The sequence below is a fragment of the Serratia sp. L9 genome (assembly GCF_050632285.1).
Taxonomy (GTDB): domain Bacteria; phylum Pseudomonadota; class Gammaproteobacteria; order Enterobacterales; family Enterobacteriaceae; genus Chania.
Genome location: NZ_CP192591.1, coordinates 820,676 through 842,618, shown reverse-complemented (window position 1 = coordinate 842,618; position 21,943 = coordinate 820,676). Strand labels below are relative to the sequence as shown.

At 55.7% G+C, this 21,943-nt stretch carries 17 protein-coding genes and 5 pseudogenes; 16 read left to right on the top strand and 6 right to left on the bottom strand.

Annotated elements, in window-relative coordinates; genetic code table 11:
- The first annotated feature begins 6 nt into the window (after positions 1–6).
- Together yigB and uvrD are read left to right on the top strand one after the other, a co-directional pair.
- Entirely contained in the window at positions 7–723 is a 717-nt protein-coding gene (yigB, locus tag ACQ86O_RS03995) for a 5-amino-6-(5-phospho-D-ribitylamino)uracil phosphatase YigB (protein ID WP_431224215.1), read from the top strand.
- Between the two features lie 78 nt (positions 724–801).
- A pseudogene (gene uvrD / locus ACQ86O_RS03990) lies at positions 802–2,962 on the top strand (DNA helicase II).
- Between the two features lie 58 nt (positions 2,963–3,020).
- On the opposite strand, the gene ACQ86O_RS03985 reads toward uvrD, so the two are convergent.
- From ACQ86O_RS03985 to ACQ86O_RS03975, 3 genes are all read right to left on the bottom strand, one after another.
- Positions 3,021–3,755 (bottom strand): hypothetical protein, encoded by a 735-nt coding sequence (locus ACQ86O_RS03985; protein WP_431224214.1) that lies wholly within the window; start codon positions 3,753–3,755, stop codon positions 3,021–3,023.
- Positions 3,756–3,778: 23 nt separating this feature from the next.
- The gene (locus ACQ86O_RS03980; RefSeq protein WP_431224213.1) at positions 3,779–4,285 is read right to left on the bottom strand and encodes a hypothetical protein; all 507 of its coding nucleotides are present in this window, start codon (positions 4,283–4,285) and stop codon (positions 3,779–3,781) included.
- Positions 4,286–4,464: 179 nt separating this feature from the next.
- Positions 4,465–4,941 (bottom strand): WbuC family cupin fold metalloprotein, encoded by a 477-nt coding sequence (locus ACQ86O_RS03975; protein ID WP_431224212.1) that lies wholly within the window; start codon positions 4,939–4,941, stop codon positions 4,465–4,467.
- A 190-nt stretch (positions 4,942–5,131) separates the two neighbouring features.
- On the opposite strand from ACQ86O_RS03975, the gene ysgD reads away from it, so the two are divergent.
- From ysgD to ACQ86O_RS03960, 3 genes are all read left to right on the top strand, one after another.
- Positions 5,132–5,221, top strand: a complete 90-nt coding sequence (ysgD, locus tag ACQ86O_RS03970; protein ID WP_431224211.1) for a YsgD/CorL family protein — start codon at positions 5,132–5,134, stop codon at positions 5,219–5,221.
- Between the two features lie 166 nt (positions 5,222–5,387).
- The gene (gene corA / locus ACQ86O_RS03965) at positions 5,388–6,338 is read left to right on the top strand and encodes a magnesium/cobalt transporter CorA (RefSeq protein ID WP_431224210.1); all 951 of its coding nucleotides are present in this window, start codon (positions 5,388–5,390) and stop codon (positions 6,336–6,338) included.
- Between the two features lie 130 nt (positions 6,339–6,468).
- Positions 6,469–7,530 (top strand): AbrB family transcriptional regulator, encoded by a 1,062-nt coding sequence (locus ACQ86O_RS03960; protein WP_431225641.1) that lies wholly within the window; start codon positions 6,469–6,471, stop codon positions 7,528–7,530.
- Here ACQ86O_RS03960 and rarD read toward each other — a convergent pair.
- Complete coding sequence (gene rarD, locus ACQ86O_RS03955; protein ID WP_431224209.1) at positions 7,522–8,409, bottom strand: EamA family transporter RarD; 888 nt, start codon at positions 8,407–8,409, stop codon at positions 7,522–7,524. The genes ACQ86O_RS03960 and rarD overlap by 9 nt on opposite strands.
- Before the next feature lie 218 nt (positions 8,410–8,627).
- A complete protein-coding gene (locus ACQ86O_RS03950; protein ID WP_431224208.1) occupies positions 8,628–9,098 on the bottom strand; it encodes a thioesterase family protein in 471 nt (156 codons plus the stop codon).
- 200 nt (positions 9,099–9,298) lie between these two features.
- Between ACQ86O_RS03950 and pldA the strand changes: the two are divergent.
- From pldA to rhtC, 3 pseudogenes are all read left to right on the top strand, one after another.
- A pseudogene (gene pldA, locus ACQ86O_RS03945) lies at positions 9,299–10,176 on the top strand (phospholipase A).
- A 104-nt stretch (positions 10,177–10,280) separates the two neighbouring features.
- A pseudogene (gene recQ / locus ACQ86O_RS03940) lies at positions 10,281–12,112 on the top strand (ATP-dependent DNA helicase RecQ).
- A 12-nt stretch (positions 12,113–12,124) separates the two neighbouring features.
- A pseudogene (gene rhtC / locus ACQ86O_RS03935) lies at positions 12,125–12,750 on the top strand (threonine export protein RhtC).
- Between the two features lie 39 nt (positions 12,751–12,789).
- Here rhtC and rhtB read toward each other — a convergent pair.
- Entirely contained in the window at positions 12,790–13,410 is a 621-nt protein-coding gene (gene rhtB, locus ACQ86O_RS03930) for a homoserine/homoserine lactone efflux protein (protein WP_431224207.1), read from the bottom strand.
- A 136-nt stretch (positions 13,411–13,546) separates the two neighbouring features.
- On the opposite strand from rhtB, the gene pldB reads away from it, so the two are divergent.
- From pldB to ACQ86O_RS03890, 8 genes and pseudogenes are all read left to right on the top strand, one after another.
- The gene (pldB, locus tag ACQ86O_RS03925; RefSeq protein WP_431224206.1) at positions 13,547–14,584 is read left to right on the top strand and encodes a lysophospholipase L2; all 1,038 of its coding nucleotides are present in this window, start codon (positions 13,547–13,549) and stop codon (positions 14,582–14,584) included.
- An 11-nt stretch (positions 14,585–14,595) separates the two neighbouring features.
- On the top strand, positions 14,596–15,396 hold the full coding sequence (gene yigL, locus ACQ86O_RS03920) for a sugar/pyridoxal phosphate phosphatase YigL (protein WP_431224205.1): 801 nt from the start codon (positions 14,596–14,598) through the stop codon (positions 15,394–15,396).
- A gap of 303 nt (positions 15,397–15,699) precedes the next feature.
- A complete protein-coding gene (locus ACQ86O_RS03915) occupies positions 15,700–16,368 on the top strand; it encodes a cysteine hydrolase family protein (protein ID WP_431224204.1) in 669 nt (222 codons plus the stop codon).
- A 92-nt stretch (positions 16,369–16,460) separates the two neighbouring features.
- Entirely contained in the window at positions 16,461–17,354 is an 894-nt protein-coding gene (locus ACQ86O_RS03910) for a DUF2877 domain-containing protein (protein WP_431224203.1), read from the top strand.
- A 238-nt stretch (positions 17,355–17,592) separates the two neighbouring features.
- Positions 17,593–19,155, top strand: a complete 1,563-nt coding sequence (gene fdrA, locus ACQ86O_RS03905) for an acyl-CoA synthetase FdrA (protein WP_431224202.1) — start codon at positions 17,593–17,595, stop codon at positions 19,153–19,155.
- Positions 19,152–20,572: pseudogene (locus ACQ86O_RS03900) on the top strand (DUF1116 domain-containing protein). Before fdrA ends, ACQ86O_RS03900 begins: the two are co-directional and overlap by 4 nt.
- On the top strand, positions 20,569–21,528 hold the full coding sequence (gene arcC, locus ACQ86O_RS03895) for a carbamate kinase (RefSeq protein ID WP_431224201.1): 960 nt from the start codon (positions 20,569–20,571) through the stop codon (positions 21,526–21,528). The pseudogene ACQ86O_RS03900 and the gene arcC overlap by 4 nt, the downstream one beginning before the upstream one ends.
- A 17-nt stretch (positions 21,529–21,545) precedes the next feature.
- Positions 21,546–21,938 carry an allophanate hydrolase-related protein gene (locus tag ACQ86O_RS03890; RefSeq protein WP_431224200.1) on the top strand — a complete coding sequence of 131 codons (393 nt, stop codon included), beginning with the start codon at positions 21,546–21,548 and terminating at the stop codon, positions 21,936–21,938.
- Positions 21,939–21,943 lie beyond the last annotated feature (5 nt).

Below are 21,943 nucleotides of genomic sequence, written 5' to 3'. Positions count from 1 at the left end.
ATCCTGATGCATTTTTACCGCCCGCTGCGTCCGTTGGCAGCGCTCACTTTCGATCTAGACGATACGCTGTATGACAATCGCCCGGTGATCAGACAGACTGAACAGCAGTCGGTAGCCTTTTTACAGAATTATCATCCAGGGTTAAGTCATTTCCAGTCGGCAGATTTTCATCGCCTGCGCCAGGAGCTGCGTGAGCAGGACCCTGAAATTTACCATGATGTTACCCAGTGGCGCTGGCGGGCGATCCATCTGGCGCTGAGCCGCCAGGGATTGCGTGATGCAGAGGCCTCCAGCGGTGCGGATGCGGCCATGCAGAACTTTGCCCTGTGGCGCAGCCGTATTGATATCCCGCCAGCGACTCATGCGACCTTGCAGGCATTGGGGCAGCGCTATCCGCTGGTGGCAATCACTAACGGTAACGCCGATCCTGCCCAGTGCGGCCTGGAGGGGTATTTCCAGTTCGTATTACGCTCCGGACCAGATGGCCGTGCCAAGCCGTATCAAGATATGTATCAGCTGGCCGCAGACCGGTTAGGGATAGCCCCTGGGCGTATTTTGCACGTCGGTGATGATCTGACCACCGACGTTGCCGGTGCGCTGCGTTCCGGTCTGCAAACCTGCTGGATCAACGACCGCCAACGTAACCTGATGCAGGTCGCTGATAGTCGCCTGTTGCCGCATATTGAGATTTCGCAGTTGGCATCGCTGACAGCATTGTTATAATCCCACCAGAAATCTGTATAAATCCCCAGTGGAAAGCGCGCGCAACATGGGTTTTCCCTTTACCAATTAATGGTGCTTATGGACGTTTCCGATCTGCTCGACAGCATGAATGATAAACAACGCGAAGCCGTGGCTGCGCCACGCAGCAACCTGTTGGTGCTGGCCGGTGCAGGCAGCGGAAAAACCCGGGTGCTGGTGCATCGCATTGCCTGGCTTTTGGCAGTAGAAAACTGCTCGCCGTATTCCATTATGGCGGTAACCTTTACCAACAAAGCGGCGGCGGAAATGCGCCACCGTATTGAACACCTGATTGGCACCAGCCAGGGGGATGTGGATCGGCACCTTCCACGGCCTGGCACACCGTCTGCTGCGTGCGCACCATATGGATGCCAACCTGCCGCAGGATTTCCAGATCCTCGACAGCGAAGACCAACTACGCCTGTTAAAACGCATCGTACGGGCGCTGAACATTGATGAAAAGCAATGGCCGCCGCGTCAGGCGATGTGGTACATCAACGGTAAAAAAGACGATGGTCTGCGCCCACAGCATATCGAAAGTTACGGTAACCCGGTGGAAGCCACCTGGCTGCGGATCTACCAGGCTTATCAGGAAGCCTGCGATCGGGCAGGGTTGGTGGACTTTGCCGAGCTGCTGCTGCGCGCTCATGAACTGTGGCTGAACAAGCCGCACATCCTCAATCATTACCGCGAGCGCTTCACCAATATCCTGGTAGACGAATTCCAGGACACCAACCGCATCCAGTATGCCTGGATCCATCTGCTGGCGGGTGATAAGGCCAACGTGATGATCGTGGGGGATGACGATCAGTCCATCTACGGTTGGCGCGGCGCTCAAGTTGAAAACATCCAGCGTTTCCTGAAAGATTTCCCGGGTGCAGAAACCGTGCGCCTGGAACAGAACTACCGCTCCACCAGCAACATCCTGAAGGCCGCCAACACGCTGATCTCCAACAACGATGGGCGTATGGGTAAAAACCTGTGGACCGAAGGGGCCGAAGGCGAGCCGATCTCGATTTACTGTGCATTCAACGAATTGGATGAAGCGCGCTTTGTGGTTAACCGTATCAAGGCCTGGCAGGATAATGGTGGCGCGCTGAACGATTGCGCAATCCTGTACCGCAGCAACGCCCAATCGCGCGTGCTGGAGGAGGCTTTGCTGCAAACCGCCATGCCTTATCGTATCTATGGCGGCATGCGCTTCTTCGAGCGCCAGGAGATCAAGGACGCGCTGGCCTATCTGCGCCTGATCGCCAACCGTAACGACGATGCCGCCTTTGAACGTGTGGTGAATACCCCAACGCGTGGGATTGGCGATCGTACGTTGGACGTGGTGCGGCAAACGGCGCGAGATCGCCAGTTGACGATGTGGCAGGCCACGCGCGCGCTGCTGCAGGATAAGGTGCTGGCTGGCCGTGCGGCGTCTTCATTGCAACGTTTTCTCGAGCTGGTCGATTCGCTGGCGCATGAAACTGCGGAAATGCCGCTGCACGTGCAAACCGACCGGGTGATCCGCGATTCCGGGCTGTTTATCATGTATGAGCAGGAGAAAGGCGAAAAGGGCCAGGCGCGTATCGAAAACCTTGAGGAACTGGTCACGGCAACCCGCCAATACAGCTATCAGGATGAAGATCAGGATCTGATGCCGTTGCAGGCTTTCCTGTCACACGCCGCGCTGGAGGCGGGAGAGGGGCAGGCCGATGCCTACCAGGACGCCGTACAGCTGATGACCCTGCACTCGGCCAAGGGACTGGAGTTTCGTCAGGTATTTATCGTGGGTATGGAAGAGGGCATGTTCCCAAGCCAGATGTCACTGGACGAAGGTGGCCGCCTGGAAGAGGAGCGCCGTCTGGCCTACGTTGGCCTGACCCGTGCCATGCAGAAACTGACACTGACCTATGCTGAGACCCGGCGGCTGTATGGCAAAGAAGTTTATCATCGCCCATCGCGCTTTATCGGGGAGATCCCGGAGGAGTGTGTGGAGGAGGTGCGCCTGCGGGCCAGCGTATCTCGCTCGGTGAGCCACCGCCGGATGGGAACGCCGATCAGTGAAAATGACACGGGTTACAAGCTGGGGCAGCGCGTACGCCATGCAAAATTTGGCGAAGGGACGATCGTCAATCTGGAAGGCAGTGGTGAACACAGTCGTTTGCAGATTGCGTTTCAGGGGGAAGGCATCAAGTGGCTGGTAGCCGCCTATGCCAAGCTGGAAACGGTCTGAACCAGGCAGGTGCCGTTTAGGCACCCAACTGGCGAATCAAAGGTGTTGCAACCACAAATCAGCCGCAGACAAAAGCACGATCCTTGTCCAGCAAATAGGGGCGTAAATAGGCCACGGTGCTGCACATAGGTAAGATATCCGGCGAAAGCTTAATCCCTAAGGTTTCGATCAGGTATTGCCTGCGTTGCTGCATCCGTTGCCATAACGGTGGATACTGCGTTTGGATAGCCCGCTTTAACGTCTCATCGGCCAGCAGTACGGTGCTCTCGGCAGAGACACCGCCAAAACCGGGCACTGCGGGAATAATATCAATTTGCAGGATCATACCGCTCAACAGTTGCTGCTGTGAGCCTTCATAAACCGGGGAGGACATCCACTCCTCTTCCGCTACCAAATGCCCAGGGCATAGCGACCAGCGGTATTTTGCGCGTGGCAAAACCGCTTCCACCTGATCAAACAGCTCACCGCCGCGCATACCCACGGTAATGACTTCAAGCCAATGCACGTAGGCGGAGAAATAGGGCCCGGCAACCTCACTCAGATACTGGGTCGTCTCGGTGGATAAGTTATCAGCGGAGACGACATAACCTGCTCGGCTGGAGGCCCCGCCGCGATACCCGACGGTCAGCGAAATCGTATCGCCGTATTTTACGGTATTGTCGGTGGGGAACAGATTGCCCTTGATAAAGCGCGGGCCACTGGTGGCAATGGTGACGATATTCGTGTGCTGGCCAGCACGCACCAGGCAATCTCCTAGCTGCTGCTCTGTAACACCAGGGGCGAGCTTGTTCATGGCATCCAGCATGCAGTCTGAGGCTAATGCGGCACCATATTCATAATGGGCAATTTCGTTCGCATTATTGACCGTTCTGACCCCGTTTTCGCCGATAAATAAGTCTGTCTCATTAGACAGGCAGGCTTCGTCACCCACAATGCTGCGAATGGCGTCGACGATAAATGAGGGGAGGTCATAGATTTTTTCTCGATCTCCGGCCCATCGGTAAACATCTTCCAGCCTACCAGACCGGTCCGGGTATTGCTTCGTATCCCGGCCTCAACCAGCAATTCCTTAATCGACTTATCGCTTCTGTTTGGCTGATTAGGTAAAGAAAATTGAGAAAGATGCACGGCTTTAGCGGCAATGCGCGCTTTGGCGACCTTATTGAGATTCTCATTCCCCAGCACCAAGGTCATCTGGCCATCGGCATTGATGACCAGCAATGATTCTTCAAAGCGGGTAAAAAAACCGACCAGATAAGCGAAATTGCCACCGTGTTCTACATCACAATAAATCACCAGTTGATCAAGCCCACGCTGTTTCATCAGGCTAAGGATGTTGTTTTTTCTTTCCTGGATGGTGTCGTCCGTTAACGCGACAGGAATGCCGGAACAATCCTTTTCCGGCTCATGGATTTTTTTAATCTCACCGCATGCCCAATCATAAGACCTCTCTCACCACCCAGTGTGGCCTTGCAGAACATTTATCGCAGGGGTGTTCGGCGTTACTTCACTGAAAAGCGATCGCCCACTTTGGCGGTGGCGTACCAGCGCATTACCGCTTCTATGCCTTGGCCACCTTCCGGTGGAGCCCATGGCATACAGTCCTCTTCCGCGAGTGCCTGATACGGCCCTTGCTTCACTTCAAATACCACGCCGCCCGGATCGACAGACAGTACGGCATGCCAGGTGGACGCAGGCATCTCCAGTACTTTGGTTTCTTCGCCCAGCAGGGTGCGCTGTATGACTACCCCCTGGTCGTCGAACTGTAACACCACGAAACGGCCACGTAGCGGGGTGAGCAGTTCCCAGGTTTGCGGGTGGCGGTGTGGGCGAATATAAGTTCCCGGTTCCATGGCAATTGCCAGGCGCTGTACCGGATCGCTGAGTTCTTCATGCAGTGTACGGTGGGAACGTAAGCGGGGAACTGTGGCGGCTTGTTCGCTCATGCTGGTTAAGTCGTGGGCGGTAATCTGTTTCATGTCGTCAATCCGCAATATTTTTGTGCGTTAATCTTAGCAATTTTCTGCTGACGGTTCAGAGATCGCGGCGTGTTTTTCTGCATCCTGTCACCCTGGTTGCGGCAATGTTATAAATCAGCAGTCACCGTGATGAATTGTTGTGCAATTATCCTGCCTAACGTGTTGACAGGCTTTTTCTTCTCGGCGTAACATGCGCCCACTATTATCAATGAGGACCTACGCCTTGGACACACCCAGTAGATACTGGCTCACAGACCTGGTTAACAGGTACAACTTCTAAGGCTATCCCATTGCGCTGATACCCTTCGTGGTTGTCGGCGACCCTCTCAAGTGTCGCTCTGAGTCAGATCTCTTCATGGTCTGGAACGAGCAGGTGTTTACATTCCCCCTCGATTTCTGTGCTTCAACGCGTTGTCTACCCCGTCACCATTAGGGAGTTTTGGCACATGCTAAGCGCTTTTAAATTAGATAACAGCCGCTTATCCCGTCTGGAGTTGGATGACTCAGATGATTTGACCTCGTCGCTGTGGGTTGACCTGGTTGAGCCGGAAGAAGGCGAACGCGAGCGCGTGCAAAACGAGCTGGGCCAGAGCCTGGCAACACGCCCGGAACTGGATGACATCGAGGCCTCAGCCCGCTTCTTCGAAGACGATGACGGCCTGCATATCCACTCCTTCTTCTATTTTGAAGATGCCGAAGACCATGCGGGCAACTCTACCGTGGCATTCACCATTCGTGATGGCCGCCTGTATACCTTGCGTGAACGCGAATTGCCCGCTTTCCGCCTTTACCGGATGCGTGCGCGCAACCTGAAAATGGTGGATGGCAACGCTTACGAGCTGCTGCTGGATCTGTTTGAAACCAAGATTGAGCAGTTGGCAGACGAGATAGAGAACATCTACAGTGACCTGGAGAAACTCAGCCGGGTGATTATGGAAGGCCATCAGGGCGATGAATATGACGAAGCTCTATCCACGTTGGCAGAGCTGGAGGACGTTGGCTGGAAGGTACGCCTGTGTCTGATGGATACCCAACGCGCACTGAATTTCCTGGTGCGCAAGGCGCGTTTGCCAACCAGCCAGTTGGAGCAGGCGCGTGAAGTGCTGCGCGATATCGAATCCCTGCTGCCGCACAACGAATCCCTGTTCCAGAAGGTCAACTTCCTGATGCAGGCGGCGATGGGGTTTATCAACATTGAGCAGAACCGTATCATCAAGATCTTCTCCGTGGTTTCGGTCGTTTTCCTGCCGCCAACGCTGGTGGCTTCGAGCTACGGGATGAACTTCGAGTTTATGCCTGAACTGCGCTGGTCGTTCGGCTATCCGGGCGCTATCGGCCTGATGATTGTGGCCGGGCTGGCGCCTTACCTTTATTTCAAACGCAAAAACTGGCTTTAAATACGACGCTGCCTACGGCGGGTGGTAGTCGGTATAACCACCCCATTTTTCTATCAACGACTCCTCTTTTGCCGGTTAAATCAGAGTAGAATAAAGCCCCCGCTTATCCGTTCGTAAGGCATGCGTTTTGATGGAGAATTTCCCCCGAGTCATTCAATGGCTGATCCTGCTGCTGGCTTCGCTGGTGCTGGGGTTTGGCCTGCAGGCCTGCCATATTCCCGCCGCGCTGCTATTGGGGCCGATGATCGTCGGCGTAGCAATGGGCCTGCTCGGGGCTTCGGTACGGATCCCTGCCCCGTATTTTATCGCTTCGCAAGCGGTATTGGGCTGCATGATTGCCCAAAGTCTTTCCCCCGATATCCTTACCCCGTTGCTTGATGACTGGCCATTGGTGCTGTTGGTATTGGTCGCCACGCTATTGGCGAGCGGCGTTTCTGGCTGGTGTCTGGTGCGTTTCAGCGGGTTGCCTGGCCCCACAGGCGCCTGGGGTTCCTCCCCTGGCGGAGCGTCCGCGATGGTGGCGATGGCGGGTGATTTTGGTGCGGATGTACGCCTGGTGGCGTTTATGCAGTATCTGCGCGTGCTGTTCGTGGCTACTGCGGCGGCAATGGTGGCGCGTATTGGGCTGGGGGATGAGGCCGGGCACGGCAGCGCTACGCTTGAGTGGTTCCCTGCGCTGGATTGGCGTTTCTTCGGGACCCTGGGTATTGCGGTGGTTGGGGCCTGGTTAGGGCCGCGCCTGCGTATTCCTTCAGGCGCACTGATGTTGCCGATGATCCTGGGGGCGGTATTACACTCCACCGGCACTATGATGCTGCAGATACCAGAGTGGCTGCTGGCGCTGGCTTATACCCTGATTGGCTGGAGTGTCGGGCTGCGTTTTACCCGGCCGATATTCTTGCTGGCACTGCGCACTTTGCCACAGATGGTGGTGTCTATTGTGGCGCTGATGCTGTTTTGTGGGGGATTGGCGTGGATGTTAACCCAGTTCCTGCCGGTCGATTTGCTGACGGCCTATCTGGCAACCAGCCCTGGAGGGCTGGATACCGTAGCAATCATCGCCGCTGGCAGCCGGGTCGACATGACTTTCGTGATGGCGATGCAAACGCTGCGTTTATTCACGATTTTGCTGACTGGCCCGGCAATGGCTCGCTTTATTTCCAACCATGCCATGCCGGCACAATCAACGTAGCTTACGTTGGTTGTACAGGGCATCAAGAGTGAACAGCACCAATGCCGCCCAGATAAAGCCAAAGGTGATCAGCTTATCCTGGCCGATGGTTTCACCGTAGAAGGTGACCGCCAGCAGGAACATCAACGTTGGGCCAATGTATTGGAAAAACCCCAGTGTTGAAAGGCGCAGGCGGTTTGCCGCAGCGGTAAAAAACAGCAGCGGGACGGTGGTGACTACCCCGGCGGCAACCAGTAACAGATTCAATGACCAGGCGTTGGCGCTCAGATGGCTGGTTGGGCTGTCGGCAATCAGGAACAGATAAATAGCGGCCACCGGCAGCAGCCACAGGGTCTCGATCAGCATGCCGGTTTGTGCATCTATGGCGATCTTCTTGCGCAGCAGGCCATAGAAGGCAAAGCTGAAAGCTAACCCCAGCGCGATGATCGGCAGTGAACCAAACTGCCACAATTGCACCAGCACCCCGGTCAACGCCAGTATCACGGCGACCCACTGCATACGGCGGAAACGCTCACCCAGGAATAATACCCCTAGCAAGACATTCACCAGCGGGTTGATGAAATACCCCAGGCTGGCTTCCAGCATATGATGGTTATTCACCGCCCAGATAAACAGCAGCCAGTTGCCCCCTACCAGCAGCGCGGTAACGGCCAGCAGCAGTAACCGCTTGCGGTTCTTGCACGCGGCCCGCACTTGAGGCCAGTTATTACCTAATGACACCAGTACCAGCATAAAGAAGAACGACCAGATCACCCGATGGGTGAGGATCTCATCGGCAGGCACCTGCTGGATCAATTTGAAATAGGCGGGGGCAATACCCCAAATAAAATAAGCGGCCAGGGCAAAGAAAATGCCCTGCCGCGTCTGTTGCGCGTCCATGACGGTTACCGGGTAGGAAAGGAGATGCCGTGATTTTACTCAAGATAACAGGCTGTGTCCCACAAATGTGCGGTTTACCGGGCACAACCTGTCTACCCGCCGTCTTTCAAGCTGCAACGTTGTTACCTGCGCTGTCTACCCCTTACTCCAGGCAATGAGATCGCTGGGCGCCGAGATGCGCTTGAGCGGCCAACGTGAAATCCACCGGGTATAGGTGCTTACCCCACCAGATAAGTGGCGGTTGCACTGGCAATATGCAGACCGTCGTGGTTATGCAATTCCACGCGGGCTACGGCGACTTTATTACCACTACGCAGTACGCTGGCGGCAGCGATAAAGTGTTCGCCACGGCCAGGGCGCAGATAGTCGACGCGCAGATCGATAGTGCCCATACGCGCAAGACGGGTTGCCAGTTCTTCTTCGATCAACGGATCCTGGCGCATGAGCACACTGCCTGCGCACGCCAGTCCGGCAGCCACATCCAGCACCGAAGCGATTACGCCGCCATGCAGGATATTCTGTGCGGCGTTGCCTACCAGTTTGTGTTGATTAGTAAAGCTCAGCTCCACGTATTCGTCGTCAAAGCGGCGCAGTTCCAGCCCCAACTCACGGTTGAACGGCATATGGTAGACAAAGATTTCGCCTATTTTCTGGCGGGCAGCTTCCAGGGTCATTGGTGTGTGCGACATAGTTCCTTTCTTCACTTAAGTTCGTTAATGAGATAACTGGTCTGTCCAGGTTAACTGATTGTAGATTTTATGCTTGTTTTTTGTTGCTTTCCAGGCCCGCCGGATAAATGTATTCCCTAGTGCTGTAAATCCCGCTTTGTGTGTAAAATGGCCTGCTTTTATTTCTGCGGTTTTCCTAATACTTCTGGAGTCAGCAAATCATGCGCGTTCTGTCAGTGGTGGTAATGTCGATGCTGTTTGCACCCATAGTGGTGCAGGCTGATGAGGCTACCGAAAAAAGAATCTGAATAAACCGGCGGTTCGTGGCAGCATCATCGGCAACATGCTGCAGCATTATGATAATCCGTTCACTCTCTACCCTTACGAGCCCAACTATCTGCTCTACACCAACACCAGCGATCTGAATAAAGAGGCGATCAGCTCTTACAACTGGGCGGAAAATGCACGCAAGGATGAGGTGAAGTTCCAGCTCAGTCTGGCGTTCCCAATCTGGCGTGGTATTGCCGGTGAGAACTCGGTATTGGGGGCTTCCTACACCCAGCGCTCCTGGTGGCAGTTCTCTAATCATGATGAATCTTCACCGTTTCGTGAAACCAACTACGAACCGCAGATATTCGTTGGTTGGGCAACGGCGTATCAGTTTGCCGGTTGGACACTGCGTGATATCGAAGTGGGTTTAAACCATGAATCCAATGGCCGCGAAGATCCTACCTCCCGCAGCTGGAACCGGGGTTATGCGCGCCTGATGGCGCAAAATGGTGACTGGCAGGTAGAGGTGAAACCCTGGTTCCGCTTTGCCGAAAAAGACAGTAACGACGATAACCCGGATATCACCAAATACATGGGTTATTACCGCCTGAAGGTGGGCTATGCCCTGGGTGAAAGCGTGTTAAGCGTCGACGGTCACTACAACTGGAATACCGGTTTTGGCGGTGCGGAACTGGGTTGGAGCTACCCAATTACCCGCCATGTGCGTTTCTATACTCAGGTGTTCAGTGGCTACGGCGAATCGATGATTGATTACAACTTCAGGCAGACACGGCTTGGTGTTGGTGTCATGCTTAACGATATTATGTAATCTTGATACCCGTTATCTTTCAAGCTGCACTTGCAGCTTTAAATCCGTAGGGTATGGCGCGGTGCTCAGTCAGGCACCGTTGCAGAGTAAAAATGGGGAAGTGTGTGTCAACCGCAGCTGTGATAAACCGAGAGTTGCTGGCTGAGCAGGTATTACGTGATACCTTCGGCTACCAGCAGTTCCGTCCGGGTCAACAAACCATTATCAACGCAGCCATCGGCGGCCAGGATTGCCTGGTAGTGATGCCGACTGGCGGGGGTAAATCGCTTTGCTATCAAATCCCGGCGCTGGTGATGGATGGACTGACGCTGGTGGTCTCCCCATTGATTTCGCTGATGAAAGATCAGGTCGATCAGCTGATGGCCTATGGCGTTTCTGCCGCCTGCTATAACTCGACGCAAACGCGGGAACAGCAGTTGGAAGTGATGGCCGGTTGCCGCAGCGGTAAGATCAAAATGCTGTATATCGCTCCAGAGCGGCTGATGATGGACAGCTTCCTCGATTTGCTGGATAGCTGCCAGCCAGCGCTGCTGGCGGTGGATGAGGCGCACTGCATCTCCCAGTGGGGCCATGATTTCCGCCCGGAATATCGCGCGCTTGGCCAGTTGAAACACCGTTTTCCGGCCATGCCGGTTGTCGCGCTGACCGCCACCGCCGATGAGGCTACCAGGGGGATATTGTCCGCCTGCTGGCGTTGCAGGATCCGCTAATCCAGATTAGCAGCTTCGACCGCCCCAATATTCGCTATACGCTGGTAGAGAAGTTCAAACCCCTCGATCAACTGTGGCGCTTTGTGCAGGATCAACGGGGTAAAAGCGGCATTATTTATTGCAACAGTCGCGCCAAGGTGGAAGACACCACGGCACGCTTGCAGAGCCGTGGCTTGAGCGTCGGGGCTTATCATGCCGGGCTGGATAACGAGCGCCGTTCCCAGGTGCAGGAAGCCTTTCAGCGGGATGATTTGCAGGTCGTGGTAGCTACCGTTGCTTTTGGGATGGGGATCAACAAACCCAACGTGCGTTTTGTGGTTCACTTTGATATTCCGCGCAACATTGAGTCCTATTATCAGGAAACGGGTCGTGCCGGGCGTGATGGTCTGCCAGCGGAAGCAATACTGTTATATGACCCGTCGGATATGGCCTGGTTGCGCCGTTGCCTGGAAGAAAAACCGGCAGGGCCGCAATTGGAAATCGAACGCCACAAGCTGAATGCCATGGGGGCGTTTGCACAGGCTCAGACCTGTCGCCGCCTGGTGTTGCTGAACTACTTCGGCGAAGGCAAGCAGCAAGCCTGTGGCAACTGCGATATCTGCCTCGATCCGCCCAAGCGTTACGATGGCCTGGAAGATGCGCGCAAGGCCCTGTCGGCGATAGGCCGCGTAGGGCAACGCTTCGGTATTGGCTATGTGGTAGACGTGCTGCGTGGCTCCAATAACCAGCGTATTCGCGAATTTGGTCATGAAAAACTGCCGGTGTACGGCATTGGCCGTGATCAAACCACCGAACACTGGACCAGCGTGCTGCGCCAATTGATCCACCTTGGGTTTATCACCCAGAACATTGCCATGCACTCGGCTTTGCAACTGACAGAAGCCGCACGCCCGGTGTTGCGTGGTGAGGTGGCGCTGCAATTGGCAGTACCACGCATCCAGAGTTTCAAGGTTCGCAGCAGTGCCAACCAGAAATCCTACGGTGGCAATTACGATCGCAAGCTGTTCGCCAAATTGCGTAAACTGCGTAAATCGATTGCCGATGAAGAGAACATCCCTCCTTACGTGGTGTTCAACGACGCAACGCTGCTCGAGATGGCCGAACAGATGCCGATCAAGGCCAGCGATCTGTTGAGCGTCAACGGCGTCGGGCAACGGAAGTTAGAGCGTTTTGGTGCGCCATTTATGGCGATGATCCGCGATCATCTCGACGATGACGATGAATAAGGGCAAGCAATCATGTTGATGTTGTTTATGACGGTAGCGCTGGTGCATCTGATTGCGTTGATGAGCCCAGGGCCGGATTTCTTTTTGTTTCACAAACCGCCGTTAGCCGTTCGCGCCGTGAGGCGATGATGGGCGTCGTGGGGATCTCCCTCGGCGTTATGGTTTGGGCCGGAGTGGCTCTGCTGGGGCTGAATCTGATCTTGCAGAAGATGGCCTGGTTGCATCAGATCATCATGGTGGGCGGTGGCCTGTATCTGTGCTGGATGGGTTGGCAATTGCTGCGCTCTGCCCGTAGCCAGAATGCGCAAACGGCTCCATCGCAAGAGGTGAAAGTCGTGTTACCCAAGCCGGGGCGCAGCTTCATTCGCGGTTTGCTGACCAACCTTTCCAATCCAAAGGCGGTTATTTACTTTGGTAGCGTGTTCTCGCTGTTTGTCGGTGAGGATGTGGGGGCTGGGGCGCGTTGGGGATTATTCGCCTTGATCACCGGGGAAACCTTCATCTGGTTTACCCTGGTAGCGATAGTGTTTGCGCTACCCGCCATGCGCCGTGGCTATCAACGGATAGCGAAGTGGATCGATGGCCTGGCGGGGGTGTTATTCACCGGTTTTGGCCTGCACCTGATTTTTACCCGCTAATACAGGCCGGTATACGGCGCCCCGATAGGGGGCGCTGGATCACGCCTTTCTTGCCGTTGCCAATAATCCCGCCACCAGAATAAACAGCGAGCCAAAAACGCGGTTGAGCAACTGCATTTGGCGTGGTGTTTTCAACCAACCGGCGATACGCGTTGCCAGCGTGGCATAGCCAATCATCACCAGTATATCGACCACCACCGTGGTGACACCAAGAACGACATACTGCTCGGTCTGTGGTTGATTTGGTACGATGAATTGCGGGAACAGGGCTGCCAGGAATACGATACTCTTGGGATTGGTCAGATTGACCAGCACGGCACGGCGAAACAGTCGGCGACGCGGCATGGTGCCGGCCAGGGTGTGTAAATCCAGCGCCCCGGCGGCACGCCATTGCTGGATCCCCAGCCATACCAGATAGGCCGCACCGAACCACTTCAGCAGTTCAAAGGCCAGCAGAGACTGGGAAACGACCGCACCCAGGCCAATACCCACCAGCACGATATGAATGCTCAACCCTACCTGCAGCCCGGCGATCGATGCCACAGCCCCACGATAGCCGTGGCTGATGCCGGTACTCATGGTGTTGATGGCACCGGAACCGGGGGAGAGACTAAGGATAATTGTTGTCAGCAGATAGGTTAACCACCAGTCTAAGGTCATAGCAAGGCTCCCTGAGTGCGCCAAATTGTGCCACAATACTCTTCACCCGTTGTCTTTCAAGCTGTCGTAAAGCGGTAACTTGAATTCCATAAGGTATAGTAATATTTATCACACTTTCCCCGCTAAAAGGCCGGTAATGACGTCGTTTACTCTCACTTGTGCTGAATGGTTAAGCCGTGAAAAGCAGTTTTCTGCTTTTGCCACCGGGCCATTGCTGGATTTTTGGCGTCAGCGTGAGGAAGGGGAATTCACTGGTGTCGGCGGTGTGCCCATTCGTTTTGTGCGCTTTAGTTCGCCGCAGCATCAGCGCGTGGTGGTGGTGAGCCCTGGGCGCATCGAAAGCTATATCAAATACCCGGAAGTAGCGTACGATCTGTTTCATTGCGGCTATGACGTAATGATCATTGATCACCGTGGCCAAGGCCGCTCGGGGCGCATGCTGACGGATAAGCACCGTGGTCATGTGGTAAACTTTACCGACTACGTGGACGATTTTGCCCAGTTTTACCATCAGGAAGTCGAGCCTTTGGGCTATCGGCAACATGTGGCGCTGGCTCACTCAATGGGGGGCGCGATTCTGGCGCAGTTCCTGGCGCGGGAGCCGCAGGCATTTGTTGCAGCGGCGCTGTGCGCACCGATGTTTGGCATTTATCTGCCAATGCCGGGTTGGATGGCCAGGCGTATTCTAAACTGGACGGAGAAGCGCCCGGCGCTGCGTGATTATTACGCCGTCGGTACCGGGCAATGGCGGCCCTTGCCCTATGTGGTGAACGCATTAACCCATAGCCGTGAACGTTATCGCCGCAGCTTGCGTTATTACGCCGATTACCCAGAGTTGCAGGTAGGGGGGCCAACCTATCACTGGGTGCGGGAAAGTATTCAGGCCGGGCAGCAGATCATTGCCCAAGCCGCTAAAATAGTTACACCGATTTTATTATTGCAGGCCGGTGAGGATCGGGTGGTCGACAACCGTTCCCAATGGGCTTTTTGTCAGGCACTGTCAGATGCGGGACACCCTTGCGAAGGGGGAAAACCGTGGGTTATCAAAGGCGCTCGCCATGAGATCCTGTTCGAACGGGACGCGATGCGCGCCGAGGCATTGGACGCAATCCTGCGTTTTTATGCTCAGCACTTAGGTGGCGCTGCTGCTGCCGACCACTCCATCAGAGGTTAGAACATATCGCTATGTATCACGTCGTCGCTTCCGATTTAGATGGCACACTGCTATCTCCCGACCACACCCTGACACCCTATGCCAAAGAAACGTTGAAGCTGCTGACGCAGCGCGATGTGCACTTTGTTTTCGCGACTGGCCGCCACCATATCGACGTTTCCCAGATCCGCGATAACCTTGGCATCAGCGCTTTTATGATCACCTCCAACGGTGCCCGGGTGCACAACACGGAAGGTGAACTGATCTTCAGCCATAATCTGGACGAAGATATCGCCCGCGATCTCTACGGTATGATGCATGACAACCAGGATATCCTGACCAACGTCTATCGCAACGACGATTGGTTTATGAACCGTGAAAGCCCGGAACAGGAAGAGTTCTTCCGCGAGTCTATCTTTAAATATCAACTGTTTGAGCCGGGCCTGTTAGAAACGGACGGCGTGTGCAAGGTGTATTTCACCTGCGACGACCACGACAAGCTGCTGACGCTCGAAGAGTCCATCAATGCGCGCTGGGGTGACCGGGTTAACGTCAGTTTCTCGTTCCCTACCTGCCTGGAAGTGATGGCTGGTGGTGTTTCCAAGGGCCATGCACTGGAAGAAGTGGCCAAGATTATCGGCTATTCGCTGAAAGAGTGCATTGCCTTTGGCGATGGCATGAACGATCTGGAAATGCTGTCGATGGCGGGGAAAGGTTGCATCATGCGTGATGCCCATCAGCGCCTGAAAGACAAACTGCCGGACCTTGAAGTGATTGGTTCCAACGTTGACGACGCCGTGCCTCACTATTTGCGCAAGATGTTCCTGGCATAAACATTCGGGGTGCGGCCCTCCCGGCTGCGCCCCTGTTTTAAAATAGCAAGCCAGCGACTTGGCTCACATTCCATCAACGATTTTTTTGATTTTAATTCCCTCCTTTCATCAATTTAATTGCAGCTAAAAAGCTCGGCAATGGCAATCTCACACTTTTTATCTGGGTAATTATCTGCTGCAAAATATTCGTCGCTGGCGGCGAAATTGTTTATCTGTGATGCCTGATGCAGACATCTATACTTGGATCATACCCCAGGATTACTGGCCTTCCGGGCCTAAAAATACTGATTCAGGAGATATGCCATGACACAGAAAACTTTTCACGCAGAACCCTTCGACCTGCCGTTTGATATTGGCAGTACCGCGTTGGTGATGATTGATATGCAAAAAGATTTTGTTGAGCCGGGCGGTTTTGGTGAAGCGCTGGGTAACGACGTCTCTTTTGTTCGCAGCGCCATAGAGCCTTGTAAGCAGGTGCTGGCCGCCGCCCGCAGTAAAGGATTGTTGGTGATTCATACCCGTGAAGGCCACCGTGCTGACCTTGCCGATTGCCCACCAGCCAAATTGACCCGTGGTGGCCAGACCTTTATCGGTACCCATGGCCCGATGGGCCGTATTCTGGTGCGTGGTGAGGCCGGTCACGACATTATCCCCGAACTCTACCCGCAGGCTGGTGAACCGGTTATCGATAAGCCGGGTAAAGGCGCGTTCTACCAGACCGACTTGCACCTGATCCTGCAAAACCACGGTATTAAAACGCTGATTGTATGCGGTGTGACGACCGAAGTGTGTGTGAATACCACGGTGCGAGAAGCCAACGATCGTGGCTACGAATGCATTATTCCAGAGGACTGCGTGGGGTCTTATTTCCCGGAATTCCAGAAATACGCTCTGGAGATGATCAAAGCACAGGGCGCGATTTTTGGCTGGGTCAGCAACGCCTCCGCCATTGTAGATGGTTTGCAGAAATAACCGTGGCATAACTTATGGCCCTCTCCCCGCAGGAGAGGGTGAGGGGAAAATCACCTTGGCCTCCAGCCTGGGCATGAAGTCAGAAGGTGAAAATGACAACCTCAGCGTTTTCGGCACTTTCCGTCGGTTATCTTGCAGCAAGCAGGCTGTCAGACTGGGATCGCCTCCGGGTGCACAGCTGCTTTCAACGCTCGGTAAATCTGCATCACCCTGATGGTTATTTGCTGTCGCTGCTGAGTGGTGATTTTCAAGATTTGCCGGATGCGATCCGCATCCCGGTGGTGGGTGATTGGGACTGGCGTCATCATGCGCGAGTTGGGCAGTACGCCACTTTTCACCACGGAGTGTTACAAGGTGAAGGTTGGAGCGTGGTGCTGAGGCGGGCCCCCTGTTGGCGGCCAGAACGGTGGTTTTCGGATGAAGAGCCGCCGTTGCCAGAGGCTCTGCGCCATTACGCCACCTTGGCCTGGCAACTGGAACAATACTGCCGCCAGCAAAACAGTGAAAGCGACGTGCAGTTATTGCCTGGCGTGGAGCAAAGCCGTTATTCACGTCACTCTCCTCCACGCGTCGTGCAGCTTGAGCTTGGCGACAGCCTGGTGCGGTTGACTGGCGAAGTGACTGCATTGATCGGTTATGGCCGCGGGCTGACACCCGATGGTGATGACTACTTATTGGGCTACATGGCGGCGCTGTGGCCCTGGCGGCGGCAGTTGGCTATCGCAGCCCACGATGCTGCGCTGCGCAATCTTATCGGCAGCCAGTTGTCACGTACCAATGATATCAGCCGGCACTATCTGGCGCGGGCCGTAGCAGGCCACTTTTCAGAGCCGATCTGCCATCTGATGTCACTACTCGGTTCTGCCACTTCCAGCGCGCAGATTCAGGCAGCGGCTTTGGCGGTGATGCAGTTTGGTGCTTCTTCCGGCGTGGATTGTTTGGCCGGATTATTACATGGCCTGAGGACTCTAAGAAGTTCGCTTTGATCCCGGTCGATACTCGCCATACTTCAAGCTGTATGCGCGTTGGCTGAGTTCGTTCACCCCAGTCACATAGTTGTATCTATGCTCCTGGTGGCTCTCGGCCTTACTGCCTTCCTACAACTCGAATTATTTAGAGTAGATGAACCTATTGATTTTTAACGTGCTGAAAATAAAAAATTTTCAGCAGGGAACCCTTTTGCCCGGATCCCGCTGGCGGGCAAATCTCGTACAGGTAAATGCGATGAGTGTAATGCATAAAGTTTTTGCCAATCTCTATCAGGACTCGGTTTCGCTGATGCAGATTTCGGCGCAAATCAGCCAACTCCCCGGTATTGAACAGGCCTCCGTGGTGATGGGGACGGAAATGAACCTTGCTCAGCTGCGCGATGCCGGTCTGGATGATGGCTGCAAGGCTGGCCCCAACGACCTGGTGGTTGCCGTGCATGGGGAGGAGGCCGCCTGTCTTGATGCTCTGGAGATCGTGCATCAGCGCCTTACCAGCAAGCCGCAGGAAAATGGCACCGATGGTGGCCCGTGCGCGCCGCAGTTGGTCAGCCTGGAAATGGCCGCCGAACAACAGCCCGACATCAATCTGGCACTGATTTCCGTGCCAGGGGATTATGCGGCGGCGGAAGCCATCAAGGCGCTGCATTTGGGCATGAACGTGATGCTGTTCAGCGACAACGTCAGCCTGGAGCAGGAAAAACAGATCAAACTGCTGGCCCAGAGTAAAAACCGGCTGGTGATGGGCCCAGACTGTGGCACCGCCATTATCAACGGCTTGCCTCTGGGATTCGCCAACGTGGTGAAAGCCGGTTCGATTGGCATCGTGGGCGCATCCGGCACCGGCTTGCAGGAGGTGAGTTGCCGTATCGATCAACTTGGCGCGGGAATTTCACAGGCACTGGGCACCGGTGGCCACGATCTGCATGAGGAGATCGGTGGGATTTCCATGCTGCATGGGTTGCAGGCGCTGGCCAGCGATCCGGCTACCCAGGTGATTGTACTGATTTCCAAGCCGCCAGCTCGCCCGGTGGCCGAACGTATTCTTGAACGGGCGCAGGCCTGCGGCAAACCGGTCGTGGTTAACTTCCTGGGGGCGGCCCCTGAAGATATTAACCGCCCAGGGGTCACCGCTGCGGCTACCTTGGCCGATGCGGCAGGGATCGCCGTCGCGTTGGCTAATGGCAGTGCAGCCCCGGGTTCGGCGATGCTTATTCCGCCTCAGGATGTGCAGATGCTGCAGCAAGCCAGTGCGCCTTTAGCGCCCGCGCGGCGGGCCATTCGTGGCGTATTTGCCGGAGGTACCTTCTGCTATGAAGGGCAGCTGTTATGCCAGCAGCAAGGATTTAGCGCGGCTTCCAATACGCCGGTAAAAGGCAACACCCGGCTGGCGGATATCTGGCGTAGCCAAGGGCATACGCTGATCGACATGGGTGACGATGACTTCACCCGTGGCAGGCCGCACCCGATGATCGATCCGACCCTGCGCAACCAGCGCATTGTGGCCGAACTGAACGACGCAGACACCGCCGTGGTGCTGTTTGATCTGGTGCTGGGTTATGGCGCAGCGGCCGAACCTGCAACCGAACTTCTCGCGCTGTTAAGCCAACACGACAGGACCGCAGGGCCAGTTTTGATTGCTCATGTGTGTGGCACCGAAGCCGATCCCCAACAACGTTCACGTCAGGTGGCGGCCCTGAGTCAGGCCGGCGTACTGGTGGCTGATTGCAACGCCCAGGCAGCGCTGTGGGCCAGCCAGGTAGCCCATAATCAGGCTGAGAAAAACGGAGAAACAGCATGAACCCATTATTCCAGCAGCCACTGAAAGTGGTTAACGCCGGGTTGGCCGGTTTTGCCGATAACTTGAAACAGGCTCAGGGGGACGTGGTTGCTCTGCACTGGCAGCCGCCCGCCATGGGCAACGTCCAGGCCGGTCTGGATCTGGCAGCGTTGACTCGTCACCCGTTGGTGGAGCAAGCCAATCAGGTTGCCTTTGAACGTTACCTGAGTGCCCAACCGGTGCTGATTGATGTGATGAGCGCTGGCGAAGCTATCGCGGCAATGGCCCAGCGCAAGCTGATCCTGCACTCCGGGCCCCCGATTGCCTGGGCAGACATGTGCGGCCCGGTGAAAGGCGCAATTATTGGCGCGATCCTGTTTGAAGGCTGGGCTAACGACCATCAGGCCGCCGAGCGTTTGGTGATAGAGGGCCGGATTGAGCTGGAACCATGCCACCATCATCAGGCCGTCGGCCCGATGGCCGGGATCATCAGCCCGTCAATGCCGCTGTGGGTGATTGAGAATAAAACCAATGGCCAGCGGGCTTTCAGCAACTTCAATGAAGGATTGGGCAAGGTGCTGCGCTTTGGCGCCAACAACGATGAAGTCTTGCAACGCCTGCATTGGATGAAGCAAGAACTGGCCCCGGCGCTGAAAGCCGCAGTTGGCCAGATTGGCGAACTGGAGCTGAAGCCGTTAATGGCGCAAGCGCTGCATATGGGGGACGAGGTTCACAACCGTAACTCTGCCGCTACGGGCTTGCTGATTAAACGCCTGGTCCCTGCGTTACTGGCCTGCAACCTGCCGCTGGAAACGCTACAGCGCGTGGTGGCGTTTATTACCGGTAACGATCACTTCTTCCTCAACCTGTCGATGGCGGCATGTAAGGCGATGATGGATGCCGCCACCGGCGTGCCGTACAGCTCAATCGTCACCGTAATGGCCCGCAACGGGGTTAATTTCGGTATTCGTTTGTCCGGCACTGGCGACCAATGGTTCCAGGCGCCGGCCAACGCGGTGGAGGGGCTGTTCTTCCCTGGTTACGGCGTGGACGATGCCGCAGCGGATCTGGGGGACAGCGCCATCACTGAAACCGCCGGCGTGGGGGTTTTGCCATGGCGTCCTCACCGGCCATAGTGAAGTTTGTCGGTGGTACGCCAGCGGATGCCACTAATAACAGCCGCCGTATGCAGGCGATCACCGTGGGTGCTAACCCGGCCTTTACCTTGCCAGCACTGAACTTTGCGCCAACGGCGGCAGGGATTGATGCCCGCAAAGTGGCCGACCGCCAGATCCTGCCGGTGATTAATACCGGAATCGCCCATAAACAGGCCGGGGTGGGGCAGATTGGAGCCGGCATCACTACCGCCCCGATGCCTTGTTTCATTGATGCTATTCAGGCCCTGGCCAAGACACTGCCAGCAGGAGATCAACCATGAGCAGACCTTTAGCGGTGGTTGCCGTGGGTGGCAACGCGTTGATCCAGAGCGATCAACATAACAGCATCCCCGATCAGTATCAGGCGGTGATGGAAACCGTAGGGCATGTCGTCGAAATGATCGAAGCCGGTTGGGATCTGGTACTGACTCACGGCAATGGGCCACAGGTCGGTTTTATCCTGCGCCGCTCAGAGTTGGCGGTACAAGAAGTCGCGCCGGTACCGCTGGACTATGCCGTTGGCGATACGCAGGGCGCAATCGGCTACATGTTCCAGAAAGCCCTGCATAACGAACTGCAACGCCGGGGAATCAAGCGGATCGTGGTGGCCCTGGTGACACAAACCCGTGTCAGCATTGACGATGCTGCATTCCAGAATCCGAACAAACCGGTAGGTGCCTTCTTCGATCACCAGACAGCGCTGGAGCGCCAGCAGAAACTGGGCTGGACGGTGATGGAGGACGCTGGCCGTGGCTGGCGGCGCACGGTGCCTTCGCCGCAGCCGTTGGAGATCATGGAGCTGGAAGTGATCGGCCAACTGTTGGCGCAGGGCTGCATCGTGATCGCCTGTGGCGGCGGCGGGATCCCGGTGGTGCAGGACGAAAATCAACAGCTACGCGGCGTGGAGGCGGTGATCGACAAAGATCTTGCCTCCGCTCTGCTCGCCGAAAAACTGGGTGCCGACCTGCTGATGATCCCGACTGGCGTTGAGCAGGTTGCCATCAATTTTGGTCTGCCACAGCAGCAGTGGCTGGATACGCTGAGCATTGAGCAGGCGCAGGAATTACTTCAGCAGGGGCAGTTTGGCGCAGGCAGCATGCAGCCAAAGATCGAAGCCATCCTGCGTTTTGTCATCAACAGCAAGCAACAGGGTAAAAACGGTCAAGGCTTGATCACCAGCCCGCAGGCGATTAAAGCCGCGCTGAATCACCAGACCGGCACCTGGATTAAGCCATAACACAAAAGGAAACAACAATGAGCCTGACAACTTTGGTAGCGGTAAATGGCACCCTGATGCGCGGCCTGGAACTTAACGGCAACATGACCGCGGCCGGTGGTGTCTTTGTCCGTGAAGATCAAACCGACGCCCATTACCGGCTGTGGAGTATTAACGATCGTCACCCAGGCATGATCCGGGTGATGGAAGGCGGAGTTTCTGTCTCGCTGGAGATCTGGGCATTACCGATGGCTTCGTTTGCTACCCTGTTGCTGAGTGAACCCGCCGGGCTGGCAATCGGCAAGGTGAAGTTGCTCGATGGCAGCGAAGTGCTGGGCGTGCTGGCAGAGCCTTGGCTGGTAGAAGGGCAACAGGAAATCACCGATCACGGCGGTTGGCGGCAGTATACCGGCGAAGCCTTTACTGGTTGAGCTGA